This is a genomic window from Rhodococcus sp. P3_B8, from assembly GCF_056402775.1.
In genome coordinates this window covers 1-14478 of record NZ_JBFUGT010000158.1, presented here as the reverse complement: position 1 = coordinate 14478, position 14478 = coordinate 1, and the positions used below count along the sequence as shown (strand labels likewise).

The 14478-nt window shown below is 64.0% G+C and carries 13 protein-coding genes; 8 read left to right on the top strand and 5 right to left on the bottom strand.

The window, feature by feature from the left end; all coding sequences use genetic code 11:
* The first annotated feature begins 283 nt into the window (after positions 1-283).
* Positions 284-1069, top strand: a complete 786-nt coding sequence (locus AC1D1G_RS30240; protein ID WP_283334595.1) for an AbiJ-NTD4 domain-containing protein — start codon at positions 284-286, stop codon at positions 1067-1069.
* Between the two features lie 507 nt (positions 1070-1576).
* Complete coding sequence (locus tag AC1D1G_RS30235) at positions 1577-2164, top strand: hypothetical protein (RefSeq protein ID WP_283334596.1); 588 nt, start codon at positions 1577-1579, stop codon at positions 2162-2164.
* A gap of 64 nt (positions 2165-2228) precedes the next feature.
* Here AC1D1G_RS30235 and AC1D1G_RS30230 read toward each other — a convergent pair whose 3' ends face one another.
* Positions 2229-2489, bottom strand: coding sequence for a hypothetical protein (locus tag AC1D1G_RS30230; protein ID WP_477954940.1), 261 nt, complete (start codon positions 2487-2489; stop codon positions 2229-2231).
* 338 nt (positions 2490-2827) lie between these two features.
* Between AC1D1G_RS30230 and AC1D1G_RS30225 the strand changes: the two genes are divergently transcribed.
* From AC1D1G_RS30225 to AC1D1G_RS30215, 3 genes are all read left to right on the top strand, one after another.
* Positions 2828-3940: a helix-turn-helix domain-containing protein gene (locus tag AC1D1G_RS30225; protein ID WP_283334598.1), complete on the top strand. Its 1113-nt coding sequence runs from the start codon at positions 2828-2830 to the stop codon at positions 3938-3940.
* Entirely contained in the window at positions 3918-4745 is an 828-nt protein-coding gene (locus AC1D1G_RS30220) for a hypothetical protein (protein WP_283334599.1), read from the top strand. The genes AC1D1G_RS30225 and AC1D1G_RS30220 overlap by 23 nt, the downstream gene beginning before the upstream one ends.
* A gap of 1495 nt (positions 4746-6240) precedes the next feature.
* Complete coding sequence (locus AC1D1G_RS30215; RefSeq protein WP_283334600.1) at positions 6241-6939, top strand: hypothetical protein; 699 nt, start codon at positions 6241-6243, stop codon at positions 6937-6939.
* A 90-nt stretch (positions 6940-7029) separates the two neighbouring features.
* On the opposite strand, the gene AC1D1G_RS30210 is transcribed toward AC1D1G_RS30215, so the two are convergent.
* Positions 7030-8082 (bottom strand): hypothetical protein, encoded by a 1053-nt coding sequence (locus tag AC1D1G_RS30210; RefSeq protein WP_283334601.1) that lies wholly within the window; start codon positions 8080-8082, stop codon positions 7030-7032.
* A gap of 926 nt (positions 8083-9008) precedes the next feature.
* Between AC1D1G_RS30210 and AC1D1G_RS30205 the strand changes: the two genes are divergently transcribed.
* Positions 9009-9743: a thermonuclease family protein gene (locus AC1D1G_RS30205; protein WP_477954938.1), complete on the top strand. Its 735-nt coding sequence runs from the start codon at positions 9009-9011 to the stop codon at positions 9741-9743.
* A gap of 544 nt (positions 9744-10287) precedes the next feature.
* On the opposite strand, the gene AC1D1G_RS30200 is transcribed toward AC1D1G_RS30205, so the two are convergent.
* Positions 10288-10485, bottom strand: coding sequence for a hypothetical protein (locus AC1D1G_RS30200; protein ID WP_477954936.1), 198 nt, complete (start codon positions 10483-10485; stop codon positions 10288-10290).
* A gap of 621 nt (positions 10486-11106) precedes the next feature.
* Between AC1D1G_RS30200 and AC1D1G_RS30195 the strand changes: the two genes are divergently transcribed.
* Together AC1D1G_RS30195 and AC1D1G_RS30190 are read left to right on the top strand one after the other, a co-directional pair.
* Entirely contained in the window at positions 11107-11754 is a 648-nt protein-coding gene (locus tag AC1D1G_RS30195) for a hypothetical protein (RefSeq protein ID WP_283334605.1), read from the top strand.
* Positions 11755-11995: 241 nt separating this feature from the next.
* The gene (locus AC1D1G_RS30190) at positions 11996-12385 is read left to right on the top strand and encodes a hypothetical protein (protein WP_283334606.1); all 390 of its coding nucleotides are present in this window, start codon (positions 11996-11998) and stop codon (positions 12383-12385) included.
* Between the two features lie 410 nt (positions 12386-12795).
* Here AC1D1G_RS30190 and AC1D1G_RS30185 read toward each other — a convergent pair whose 3' ends face one another.
* Entirely contained in the window at positions 12796-13479 is a 684-nt protein-coding gene (locus tag AC1D1G_RS30185) for a DUF2510 domain-containing protein (RefSeq protein ID WP_477954935.1), read from the bottom strand.
* 397 nt (positions 13480-13876) lie between these two features.
* Positions 13877-14185, bottom strand: a complete 309-nt coding sequence (locus tag AC1D1G_RS30180; protein WP_477954934.1) for a hypothetical protein — start codon at positions 14183-14185, stop codon at positions 13877-13879.
* Between the last annotated feature and the right edge of the window lie 293 nt (positions 14186-14478).

The window sequence follows — 14478 nt, the reverse complement described above, 5'->3', positions numbered from 1 at the left end:
GTTCCTCACCTGTGTCCACGACCGGGTCCTGCGCACCGGCCTGGCCGAACTCGCCACCCCGACAACCACTCCCGGCCGCCTGCGATCGGCTGCCGCCGCCTATCGCACCGCCGTCGATACCCTCACCGGCACAGCGCAACTCGCAGCCTGAAATATCAAGCAGTCGAACGTGACCCGAACACCACAAACTTGACCCCAAAACCCGGCTACGCCGCTTCTAGCTACCTAGATAGACCGAAGACCCCAAGTTCGAACGATCCTCTTACAGGAGCATGATTGCGCGATGCGATTCTCTGAGAAGTTCGGGTATGCCGACATCCGTAGTGCGGTTCAACTCGAGGATCTGGATGATGAAGCTCGGACTGATATTTGGAACCTTGTATACGTCCTAATTCTGAGACCGAACCGGTCAAATGGGCAGGTGATCGACAAGGCGTTCATTCCGCTATGGGCGAACCTATTTCGGGGGGACGTCGACGAATACCCCGGCGCTACGTACATCGGCGACATCGTAAAGGGGTGGATCAAGGACGAACCCTGGTATCGCGTATACGACCTGATCGAAGAGCTGGACGGACGATTCCCTGACTTCACGCCACCCATTAACTCCGTGCTGGAAAAAGTCAAGGCTGCATATCGAGTAGTCGACGGCAAGGTCGCTCCGATCTCGGACACGACGGAGTTGTCGGAGATCGAGATCGCGATCGGATCTGATCACGAGGCTGTGCGCTATCACCTCCGGCAGGCGCTAGAGCACCTTGCGGATCGCGAGAATCCCGACTACGCCAATTCGATCAAGGAATCTGTAACCGCAGTGGAGTCCAAGGCCGTCGTGATGACAGGCAAAGGAACGCTGGGCGCGGCGCTCGACGAAATGAAGAAGAACGGCCCCTACGTACACCCTGCGTTGATCGAGGGCTGGAAGAAGATCTACGGCTGGGCAAGCGACGAGAACGGGCTGCGGCACGGGGGTGAGACGGCGCCTGACATCGATCAGGATCTCGCCCGGTACATGTTGGTGACGTGCTCCGCGTTCGTGAACTTGCTAACCGCCGCCGAGTCGGACTAGTGCGCCTGACCACAGCCGTCGGCAGGTGAAGTTTGAATACGGCGATGACGAATACTGTGTACGACCGTGTCGTGGGTCATGCGCGTGATCATGCTTGCGACGCCTCTATTCCCCCTCCCGAAGACGCCGGCACCGCTGAGTTCCAGCTGACTGCTGTCCGGTACGTCGCGCATCTGTCGAGTGCGGCGAAGGTACAGGAGGGTTTCGTTCAGGCGCTCGTGAGTTCGAGCCAGCCGAACCTCCTGGCGTCGCTGGCTAACGATCACCGATCAGCTCTATCAGCATGCCGACCGCGAGGGCTTCGACATTGATGCCGCGGTGACGCATGCTGACGTTGCGACGCGTCTGGCGTTCCGGGACATCACACAGACGTTCGACGACTAGTAGGCGCAGCAAGCAGGATGCCAACCGTCTCCGCCGAGTTGGGCGTGGGTAGGGCCGTCGGATGTCCCGCTCCGCGCCACTCTCCATATCTGGATGGGGGATTTCTGACTCTACGATTCCGGGATGGACTGGTGGCAGAACGTGAACTGGGTGGTGACGGCCCAGATGGTAGTCGCGGGGCTAGTGTTGGTGCTGTCCCTGCCTTCGGTGATCCAGCACTGGTCTGAGGCGGTGCGGTGGGCAGCGCGGATCGAGCGTCAGGCGAAGGTAATTGACGCGGTCGGGAAGGATGCGCCGGCCGCGGTGCGAGTGATGCGGGTGGACAATTTCGTGCTGGCGATGAGGTTGGCAGCAAAGCGGAAGCATCCGGCCAAGGACGTAAAGTTCCATGTCATTGGGTGGGTACTGACGGGTTCCTCCTACGCGTTGATCCCCGTTACTCGGGCGACCGAAGGCACTGTGCACGTGGTGCTCACAGCGCTCGGCCCGATCCTTCTCTTGATAGGCACTGGTCTGGTCTTCCTCGGTCTCCGACGGCGCAAGTCGGTGGACAAGGCGCGGCAGGTTTGGGTGAACGAGGCCCGGGAGGACGATCGCGCACGTGCTCGGCGACGTTCGCGTCCGGGGAGTGTGTTCGAGCCGGTGGTGGTGATGCGTGAGCGTGAGGTCGTGGTGATGCGACCGAGTCCAGGACGTCGACAATCGGGGTGAGCGCGGTAGAGCCGCCCTCTCCCGACCCCAGTGAAGGTCGGGAGAGGGCCTTACGCGGCAGCCGTCAGTAGGTGTTGCCTGGGCCGTAGTTCCGCCTCCCTGGGAGGCGCCGCCGAGCCGCAGAGATCACCTCGGCGCGCTGGGTGCACTCGGTGACGCTGGCGACCTCACTCCGGTCGATGAACACCTGCCGACCCCCGCTGGAGGTGATGGTGGCGACGGTGTCAGACACATTGCTGACCTTGGCGGAGTGCTTCTCCCCGTTCTTCAGACCAACCTTCGCCTGCTTGTCGGATGCGGCGAACTTTTCGAGCACTTCGCGCATTGTGGCTTTCTTTGGCCGACCTCGTATGGGTCGGTGGTCTCACTGGTGGTAGGCGTGTGGAGCCGCCCGGTCACTTCGGCTGTTCCTCCGACTCAAGTGAACATATTTCGGAGTCTCCTTGAACGGGGCGAACCAGCCGCCCGCCGACACCTCGCACGGCATGAACGCCCTCATCTCCCCCAATTGTGCACAGAAAGCAAGCGTTCCGGTGCGCATCGGAACAAGATTATATCCCGAACATGAATGGTAGACGGCGGAACCGCCATCCTGTTCGTGAAATTATTCCCGTCCGCTACACAGCGGAATGCTGTAATATTCCGAACAGAGGAGGTGATGTGATGCCTGTGACCACGAGCGAGCGTGCCATCCTGCGGCAATGCACCGAGCTGCTGCGGGGCCTGTTGCCGCAGGACTGGGACGTACGGTCCGAGGCGTTCACCGATCAATCGGCACGAGGGTCACGGTCGGCCTCGGCGGACGTGGATGGCCGCCTTCGCATCGCGCCTCCAGGCGGTGAGGCCGCTGATTTCCTGGTCGAGGTCAAGCGCGTGCTGAACCGGCGGGACTTGAGTGTGGTGGCGCGTCGGCTCGGCGATGCCACCGACGACAGTCCTGGCCAGGGGATGGTGATGGCCCGCTACATCTCCCCTCCCCTGCAAGAGCTGCTACGTGAGCTGAACCTGTCGTACATCGATGCCACGGGCAATGTGATGGTCACCGCGCGGCGACCGGCCATGGTCCTGCGCGACCGGGGCGCCAGCCAGGACCCGTTCCGCGGTCCGGGCCGGCCCCGGGCGACGCTCAAGGGTGAGCCCGCCGCCAGGCTCATCCGCACCCTGGCCCGGGAGCAAGGACCCTGGTCGGCGCGCGAACTCGTCGCACGGGCGGGGGTCTCCACCGGTGCCACCTACCGGGTCCTGGAACTCCTGCAGGAAGAAGAGCTGGTCACCAGGACCGCCGACAAGAGGTTCGAGGTCACCGACTGGCCGCAGCTGCTCCGGCGGTGGAGCCGGGACTACAGTTTCGTCGACAACACCCAGACGTATCAGTTCATCGACCCCCGCGGTGTCCCATCACTGCTGAAAAAGCTTGCAAAAGACAAAGACCCGGGGTTCCGGTACGCGGTCACCGGATCCGTCGCCGCGGCCGAATGGGCCCCGTACGCGCCGGCGCGGGCCGCGTTCATCTACACCGACAATCTGGACGAGGCGGTGAAGAAGTGGCGCCTGCACCCGGTCGACCCCGACACCGCGGAAGCGGCGAACGTGATTCTCGGAGAGCCCGAATACCCTGTCGTCTTCGAGAACACCTCCCAGGCCAAGGACGGGTACACGATCGCGGCCATCGAGCAGGTCGCCGTCGACCTGCTGTCCGGGCCCGGCCGCAACCCGGCCGAAGGCGAAGAACTCATAGGATGGATGCAGGTACATGAATCAGCCTGGCGGCGATAACCTCCTCGCCGAAGCACGCAGCGCACTCCTCGACGCCCTGCACGCCCTCGACGACCACCGTGACGCGCTGATCGTGATCGGCGCGCAGGCGGTGTACCTGCGCAGCGGGGCCGCCGTCGTCGCGTTGGCCGAGTCGACGAAGGACAGCGACCTCGCCGTCAACCCACGCAACCTCCGGGACGACCCACACCTGCAGGACGCCATGACCGGTGCCGGGTTCTACCTGAACACCAACGGTCAGCCCGGCGCGTGGGTCAACCGGGATGGTATCCCCGTCGACCTGATGGTCCCGTCCGCCCTGTCCAACCGGACCAGTCCCACCGGGCGCTCACCGCGGCTGCCGCCGCACGCCAAGAATGCGATGCGGATCGCCACTGGCCTCGAGGGCTGCGTCGTCGACAACACCATCATGACCATCACCGCCCTCGACAATGCTGATCACCGGCGATATGACGTTCGGGTCGCCGGGACCGCCGCGCTCCTGGTCGCCAAGATCCACAAGATCCACGAACGCCTCGGCACCCCCGGGCGCCTGCAGAATAAGGACGCCCACGACATCTACCGCATGCTCGTCGCCTCCGATCCCGACGACCTCGCCGACGCCTTCCGCCGACTCCTCGCCGACCCAGTCAGCGTCACCACCACCGAACACGCCCTCGCATGGCTACCCGAAATGTTCGGCAACGCGTCCGCGACCGGAGCCGACATGGCCGGCAAAGCCGAAGAAGGCGTCGGTAATCCCGCCCAGGTTTCGATCAACACCGCGCTGCTCGTCACCGAACTGTTGGACACCCTCACCGGATAGCGCGGGCCCCACAGCGGTCGTAGTCGTCGATGCCCGGACGGCGACCTCGCGCGGAGCTGCGGCCGTGGGCAGCCACCGCATGGTCCACGTGCAGTACGCGAGCACCACGACCCCTCACGAAGGTGCGGACGATCGGCCCAACGAGCAGGTGAAGCGTTCAGCAGCCCCACAATTGACCCAAGCCAACTTTCAAAGGTGATGAATGTCACGCAATTCGAGCGGTGACGCAGTGTTGCGCACCGTTACGAGGATCGCTTCGCACCGTTACGCATAAAGTGCAGGTTCGTTACGCACCATGACAGGCGGCGTTGGGTTTTCGGCTGACAGTGATGTTCGGCCACTACCGCTAAGCTGTGCTTCTGTGCGGGGGTGACCCTGTACGAAGACCTCCTCAACTTCCGATCGACCCGGCCTCGACATATGGGGGCCGAGGGGAAGGAAGGAGGTGAGGGGATGAAATCCCCTCGAAAAAGGGCAATGACCCCGACGGAGCGCTTTCAGCTAGTCCAAGCGGCTAGCGCTGTCGTCGGAGCCATCGCCAAAGTGATTCTCGCTGTTGCGGGACTCGGACTCTTCTAGCGAGCCGAGACCCCCGCTTGCGGGAAATCGAGGAAGGGCGTTCGGGCGCGCACCCGGGCGTCCTTCTTTCCCACTTTGCTTGCTTGCGCAAACGCCCGTGCTTGCTCGCAAGCAACCCCGGACACCGCACATGCTACCTCTAGGTGCTCCATATGGAACACAAGTAGCGCCAGTATGGACGCCACAAGCATCTGATCTGACACTCTTTGCGTCCGTTCAGACGCATTTTCGCGTCGAGACTGGAGCACCGCTCACGAGCGGACCAATTGCCCGGTGCGAGTCTGTACGTGAGATTACGCATCGACGCTGATGCGTCAGATCGATCAGTCGATCGTCCTTCCCGATTCGCTGTACACGGTTGCGCCGAGCGGATACTCGCTGGATCGACCAGCAACGCGTTCCGACCGGGAGGCAGTGAGCCGGTCTCGCTTCGAAGTGCGAACACTGCGTCCGGGCTCCGTGACAGGATCACCGGTATGGATGAGCGCACCCGGCCGGTCAGCGAAACACAGGTGACCGTGGCGATGGACTACGGCCAATTCTGTCTCGACGGCGGCCTCGGAGATCCGGACGTCGAACTCGCCCTCCTCGAGCGAGCCCAGGCCGATCAACCCAGCGCCGGCAACGGGGCCATGCTGCTGGTGCTGTGCCCCCACCAGAACAACTTCCAGATGGCGGTAACCGTGCAGGTGTGGCCGTCACGACCACCCGCGGACCGGGACCAGTGGCAACAGGCCAGCGAAGAGCGCCTGGAAGTCGACGGTCACGGGGTGCTGGCCGTGTCGTCACCGACGACCGACCCGGTGGAGGTCGCCGTTCCTGCCGGCAGGTACACCGTGGAGGTCTCCGGGCGGGGATTCGTCAACTACGGGTGGCCGGGATCGACGACACCCGGCGATGTGTGGCGGATCCGGCTGTGGCCGTACGACGGGGTCACGAAGTCCCCGGCTCAGATGTGGGACATGCCTGCTTCGGCGTACCCGAGAACACCCCTGCCCCGGTACCCGCAGGCGAGGAGGAGCCGGCTCACGGCAGCTCGTCGGCCACTGGCACGACGACCACCACCGCGACCAACAAGCCCACGGCGATCGACTTCGACGCACATCCTGAACTACGCGGAGTCCTGGCGTTACGCGATTTCGACGACTGCGCACCGGACGTTGCAGCCGCGATCGTGGCGATGGACCCGCAGACCCAACGGCGCCTGGCGCAGTGGGCCGTGGTCCGTGCGTTCGAGTTCGCCGGACTCGCCGACCGGCCCTGGGTCACACCGGCACTGACGGCCCTGTGCAGTGGTGAAGAACTCCCGGCACCCTTCGACGATCCCCAATCCGCGTCCTCCCGTCTCGCGGCGGAGAACCTTCCACCCGAAGGACGAGGCGGCCCCTACCGCCCGAGTACGGCGCCCGGCAGCGAGAAGTCACCGACCGCGAAAATGTTCGACCACGGACCGATTCACCGCCCGTACTACGCAATGCCGGCCCTGTTCAGCGCGGCAGACCCACGACCGATCGTCGCAGCCTTCCAGACGTTGTCGCACGCCTGCGCCACCTATGCCGAACACGTGGACACACTCCTCGCCGCGACCCGCACCGAGTTCGACATCCCCGCATAGACCGTCACGGAGAGGACAACCCTGACCTCGGACGAGACTCATCGGACTACACCTCGTGGCGCTCAGCCTCGCGGCAATCCTCAGCCGTGATCAAGCGAAGCTCTCGCGACTGAGGTGTGCCGTCGCTTCGGGCGGGATAAGAGTTCCAAGAGGGGAATTTTCGGACCATAGGCCATTGAAATCGAGCATTGGCTTGATGCTATCGGCCAGCGTGCCTGAGGTGTTTCCCTTCAAAGCATCCTCGCCGACTACCCGCCCGGCAGCCGCAAGGATGTCGGCAACTTGCACGCGCGGATCCGACTTGGAGTCCACCAGAGTGATTGAGCGAAGATCCACCGAGGGCATCAAAAGCCCACCAATACTTACTCGGGCCTTCGCAGCATTGACCAGCAACTCGGTCGCTTCCTCGTTGAGCGCCCAATGCTCGTCGTGAATGAATGCGATGGGCACGTCGCCAAGACGTAATCGCCAACTGGTCGCGACCCAGTTCAGTGTGGGGACAATCGGCTCTAACTCGCGGAGTAGCGATTCCGATGGATCCTCGAACTGGCGAGCTTGCTCACGGGCCTCCCACACGAGGCCGAGGATCTCCGTGACGCGCCTGCGCTTGCTCCGGAGACGGACGTCGTCAAGCAACGCGACAAAATCGGAAAAGCTGGGGTGGATCGAGTCGGATCTCTTCTTGGTGCGGACAAGACTGTTGAATCCGACCAGAAGGCGTTTCCAGTCGGCTTCTCCAAGCGCACGGGGGCCGAGATCGAACAGCTGATTGGCGAGAGCCCGCTCGTATGCGTTGATGTTCAGGCCGCGCGCGTGTGCATCTTCTTCGATCAGGAGCGAGACAATTTTTCCGGCAACGAAGTAGCTCTTATCCGCGAGATAGATGTTCACGCGTCCAGTAAGCGGCCCGTCCGGCCTGAGCACTTCGATGAGGTGTCGCCGGTTAGCTGGTCGCAGCAGAACCTTCGACTTCAGCTCCTGCGCGCTCGACCTCGTGCGACCGGCGAGATCAGACATGATCGCTTCGGCCTCGTCCACCGACAGGTTCACGCTCGCGTGCGAAAAGACACTGTGAGCAGCCTCCATGAGGTTCTCGCCTTCGGAACCTGACTCATCGCATGCGATCTCGATCAGTTGGGTCACGACCACACCTGCGTTGCTGTCTTCATATGTCTCCTAACTCGGGCACGCCCGACGTGTGAAGGCAAGGCGTGGTACGACGGGTCCGCGATGCCGCGTCTGCTTGCCGGCGCCAATTGAAGCCTATTGCGCGTATCAAAGCAGACCACGCCGACGTGGTGCATGCGGCCTTCAGCTTCGGGATGTAGATGTCGATCGTGTGAATGACACCTCGCTGCATTCGTGTGATGTCGCGTGCCATCGCATATTTCGATGATTCACAAAACTGTGCGGTCGCCCGCTGGCACCGACGAAGCACCGTGGTGCGGGTACGGCGGGCCGGTATTTCGTGCCAGCAGATACGCCCATGCGCCGCCTGACCTGGCATTCAGAAATAGGCTCGGCCTCGCGGTGTCGACTTCTCCAGGAGCCAGGTCCGGCGGACTCGGACACCCGACGTAAGCACTGCCACGGAAGCTCACGGGAAACCCTCGTCATCCCATATCCTCGGAGAACCAACCCACGGTATCTGTTACGTCCGGTTCGTCTGGTATCTATCTTCCCGGCGGATTTCTGAGCAAACAATCAGCTGCCCATGTCCGCCATCCCGCATCACTTGGATTCGAAGGACATATCGATGGGCGATCACACCACCCCCGGCGGCCAGCAACCCCCGGGCGCGTATCAGCAGCCAACCTCACCGACTGACTGGCACACCGCCCCTTCAGATTGGCGGCCGCGGCTTGGCGGTGGGACGGGCAGCAGCGGACCGAGGCCACCACAGTAGCCGGGCCGCTCAGCCACCCCCGAACCTCTCATCACCACACCGATGTTCGCGTCCACAGTGGATGACGCGTAGGTCCCGGCACTGCCACACAGCCACACCATCGCCACATGGGCCGCAATCAGGCCGCGGCCTCCGGGCGTCCATTCAGATCAGGAGAATTCACGTGCACAGCAGAGTGACAACGATGCACCCCAAGGCCGCGCGAGCAGTCCTCGTCGGCGCCGCCACCCTCGCCGCCCTCGGCGCACCGGCATCCCCGGCGGTGGCCGGACCGGCAAACCCATACACGATCGAGCGCGTCACCCAGGTCGTCGAGGTCATCGATGGTGACACCATCATCACCCGACACCCCACCAGCGGCGAGACGCTCACCGTATCCGTCCTCGGCATAGACGCCCCCGAAGGCCAAGACTGCTGGGCAGCGCAATCGACCCAGTTCGCGAAGGATCACCTCCTCGGCCGGGCAATCCAACTCAACCCCGAACCGGCGCAACCCGACACCGACAGCACGGGTCAGGTCAACCGTTACGTCGCGCTCGACAACGACATGGACGGCGACTACGCGATCAAGGCCGCCCGCGAAGGCGCCGCCCGCGCCTACACCGCCGACTACCTTCGGACCGCAGACCGGTTGATCGAAGCCGAAACCGCCGCCCGCGCCGCCGACCGCGGACTGTGGACCTGCGACGGCGGAACCCCGGCACCGAGTCCCGCGCCGGCACCGCAATCTCGCCCCGCACCCACACCGTCCACCCCCGCACCGAACCCGGCACCCTCGGGGAATGTCGTCAAACCCGGCGCCTTCTGCAGCGGCGGCACCGGCGTCACCAGCACCGGAACACCGATGGTCTGCGCACCCGGTTCCGACGGACGCAACCGGTGGAAGGCCGCGAGCTAGAACCAGCCGCCGGGTGGTGACGGTCGAGCAGTCACGCGGTGCCGCGTTACCTGCTCGCTCGACCCGAACACCGGAAGTGGGGGCGCGCCTATCACGAGGTGCGCCCCACTTCGCGTTCGTGCGCGTTCCCGGCGGTGCCCCACCATCCGCCCATCAACACCCGCTACGGGTGCTGCCGTCCGTCTACGGGCCGGGTGGCAGCATGTCCAGGACGGTCCTCGGCGCCGGCCGCCGACAACGCCGTCCGGGTGGCGCTCAGCCACGCATCGGCCCACCCGGTTTCGATGTCCTTCAACAGTTGAGACTGGCTGGCCCAGGACGGACCTCAAAATCCGGCCGCTCCGGTAGATGCAGACTCAACGAAGTCCGCTCGGACACCCACCGCTCCACCCAGAACACGAACTCCTCCGGATCGGCGGTGTGGGATTCGGGCACTCCCCCTGCGCCCCTCTGTCATTCACATGAACGACACAGGGCAAGCGCATCGGGGTGCCACTCCGCGGTGCGGACGTAGCGCCAGCCCCAATCCCCGGCGCGATGGCGGCTACTCTCCCCAACCGCCGAACAACTCGAGGAAGGGGCGCGGCGGCTCGACACCCGCCGCGCGTGCCGCCTGCCGCTTCGCGGCCTGCTCACGCGCAACACCATTGAGGATCAGACCAGCCACTATCCAACCGGCCCCCACAGGACCCGCCAAAACGCACACCACTCCGGCGACCAACGCCACCGCCAGCACTCTCATCCACAGTCATCGCAGCAAACCCCAGCAAACACACGGTCCCGCCGCATTGCCACACCGATGCTCTGACACAATCGACGACACATCGCGCAGAGCAACAAGCGAAACGGGAACGATGACACCACGGATCACCCCAGCCACCGGCCTCGTCACGGCAACTGGCGTGTACTGCCTCTACCTGACAGCAACCACATGGTCACCCACCATGTGCGTCATCGGGCTCGGTGCATGGGCGGTCAGTGCCACCGCCCTCGTCCGCCTCGAGCACCGGAGACACCCACCAACCACGGCGGGGTGAACACTTCGCTCCGGTGCGACTCCGGCACCAAGCTCACGCATGACAGCGTGACCGGTTGCGCCGAGGCTCAATGGCCCGACCCGGCCGCACCTTCTGCACCAATGATTGAGAGGAATATCCCCGTGGTGGCATTTGACGAGACCGACCTCGGTATCGAGGCGGCTGAGCGCACCAATGTATGCGCGATCGTGGCACTGTTCTGCGCCCTGACAGGGCTATTCGTCCCGGCGCTGGTATTCGGAGCGATCGGATGTGACCGCCTGAAACCGAGAGGCAATCGCGTCTGGACGACGCACGGGATGCCGTCGCCATCGGAAGGAACCTCAATGACACGAAATCTGGCGGTCTGGGTGTTCGCTGGTGCCCTGATGTTGACGGGATGTGGAAGCGGCGACCAGACAAGCCGGTCGGAGACGGCGCCGTCCTCCACCACGACGCCACCGCCGGCGACGACCACCGCGGCCCCGGCGTCCACCACACTCGACGCACCACCCCCGCCGGAGACGACCGCCGCCGTGCCCGTCACCACCGACGCACCCGTCGAACCGGTGAACGAGGAGCCGTACATCGTCGAATGCCTCGAAGGCACACCCGGACCTGCACGATTCAGCGACGGCACCCTCGCCTTCTCTCAATGGTGCTTCGACCAGCTCGGCGGCGACGAATACCTACGCCAAGAACGCGAAGCCAACACCTTCGAATGCGACGGCGTGACCTGCCGCAACCCCTACACCGGCGGCACCTACCCCGACCCCGATGCCGTCACCCGTGCACCCGTGGGCACCACCTCCGATCGCGGATACTCCTGCTACGACAACGGCTGCTACTGGCCCGACGGAACCCCGGTCATCGGCGCCGACCGATGCGGCACCCGATGCGGTGAGGCACCCGCCTCAGGGGAGATACAAACCCGCAACGGCTGCGAAGCCGGCTACATCACCGACCCGAAACTCTGCGCCGACGTTGGCTACTGAAAAGCCTGCGCACCGGATGAAAATTGTGCGTCGCCCCGGTGTGCGGGGGCCTTCCAAGTCAAAACAACATCACCTCCGCCCATTTGCGATACCTGCAGATACAGTCATTCGATCTATACCGCCGCTCCGGACTACCTGGTCTGATCCGGTGACGACTCTCGATCGCCGACCCAGCCGCACAAGAGAATTCACACCGTGGCTTTCGGGCGGTCAGGAAGAACTTCACATCAAGGGGGAAATTGTGACCACTGTTCAACCGCCGTCGGCGATTCGCAAACAAGGGGCCTGGGGCCTGTGGTGGCTCACCGTCATCACCTTCGGCATCTACTACCTGGTCTGGTACGACCGCATCGGCGGGGAACTGGCCTCCACCGCCGGCGTCAGCCGCGAATCCTGGACCCGGTGGTGGTCCCAGCTTGTCCCCATCTACGGGCTCATCGGCCTGTCCCTGACCGCCAAGCGCCTCAACCAGGCCCACACCCAGGTCGGGTCCTCGACGCAGGTGTCCCCGATCGTCACCTGGCTGTGGGCACCGATCTGGTTCGGCTCCCATACCCGGTACCTGCAGCGTCGCATCAACATCCTCGTCGATATCTACTCCAGCCGCGCCACCGCGCACGCACCCGCGTAGCCCCGGGAACCAAACCCGATCAATCAAGTGCGAGTAGACCCGACCTCCGCATCATGCTCCCGGCCGCATGATGCGGAGGCACCGGGATAGGTCTCGGGTTATCTTCGATGGCCTCGTCCGCTGTCACCTCACGGAACGGGTGTGGACAGGGCGGCCCTCGTCCCGCCAGCATGACGCCGCTCCGCGGATCGCGATAGGATCCTCCGTCGTGAATAAGATTGCCCCGCCGTGTATTTTCTCTATTCGGGTCAGCGTCATTTGGTGAAACTTCAGTCAGAGACGCAGACCCAATCGGAGGCTCGAACCGATTTGAGATCAGCTCGGTGTTCGCGCTGCAGTCGCTCTTCCTTAGCCGTCCTGCTCCCCGCCCCTGTCCGAGATTTACTCTCCGTGAGGCCGCTGGGAGTGCACTAGCCGGTCGTGCCGGTGACATCGACGATGTTCGCCGTGAACCGCGGGACGGTCATGCTGCCACCGAGCGTCGTGTCATACCGGTATGCACCCGCCACCTCAACGTAGAGCGTGACGAGGTCATCCTTGACGACGTTGGCCACCACCGGTGGGCTCGACCCTGCGATCACCACGTTGATGTCGTAGTCGTACCAAGCGTCCTGCTGAGTGCCAGCGACACTCGCCCGAAATTGGGTGGCCCCCGTGCCCGAGTCAAACTGCGTCACAACACCATGAATGACCAGCTTGCGCCCCTTCGCAGCATCAGGCGACCTGGCGAGCAGAGCAAGGTCCCGGTCCGAGATCACCTCGTAGGCAGACCTGTCGAACTTCGCGGCGTTGATCGCGTCGATACGGGCGCGCTCGGCGTCCACGGCCTGACGGCTGCGCTCGCTTTGCGCGGGCGACAGCACCACCCGGCTCGTGGGGGTCACCAACCCCAGGGACTCGTCATCGTCGTTCACGGTGGCGACAACCACGACGCTGACAACCACCAGCACGCCGATGACAATGCCGCCCAGCGCCCATGGCCACACGCGGTCGGCGGTCGTCGGCCGCTTCGATGGCGGCGGAGCACTCGTCCCCGGGCCGTCAGAGCGAGGCTCATCGCTGCGAGGCTCTTTGGGGTAGAACGGGTTCGTCATAGCCCCTCCGCGCACACTCAGACCTTTCCGAGATTTATACCCCACACCCTCGCACCCGGTCCGCTTTGTCGAACAAGTCGCTGTGACACAGTGGGTCAGTGTCATTCGTTCGAATGACACCGGCGGAAGGGCGCAGTCCGCGGCGGACCGCTCTGGCGCATCGGCGCACGCGATCGCGCACGGTGACTGCCGGGAACACACGCGTTCAGGCAGTGCACGGACGGCTCAACGTGCCTACCGTCCACGCATCGGTTCACCGGCGCGCCCACATGAGCCGCGCGCTGCGGCGGCGGGGACGGGGCTTCGCCGACTCGGAAACCACCGTAGTGGTGCGAATGGTGTTCGGCGGCAGTCATCCGAATCGAGTCAAGCACCTCTATCGACCGCGAACGACTCCCTATCGGTTACCGACAATCCGGGCGACCGCCCAGGACGAGGCGCTCAGCGCTGCACCCGCGAGAATGACCACCCACAGTCCCCAGCCGATCCCAGTCGAGACCATCGTGTTCATGAACTCGACCTCCTTACCACTGACTTCTATCGCATCGATGATCCCGATGCCGAGAACCAGGACGCCGGCCACCGGCGCAAGCCAGCGATCCCCGAACTTCGTGAGACCACCACGCGCGTGAATCGCGAACAACGCGGCGGCGGCCACCGCAGCCAGCACCAGCGAGATCACCCCGTCGCCTGCGGTACCCGCCACCCCAAAACTGAGAGATGTCGCCCAAGGACCGAGACTGCCGACGACGATCGCCAGACACGCAACCAACCCGGCAAGGAGGTTCGGCTTGTAGTTCACCGGAAGCGGCGCCGGTGGCCTTAGGGCATGTCTCCCAATAGTTTGAGCCATTCGACGATGCCGGCGAGGAGGAATCCAGCCCGGTAAGTCAGGGCAAGCTTGTCATACCGGGTTGCCACCGCTCGCCACTGTTTTGCCTTGTTGAAGGCCCTTTCCACCACGTTGCGGCCCTTGTACCCACGTTGCGGCCCTTGTAC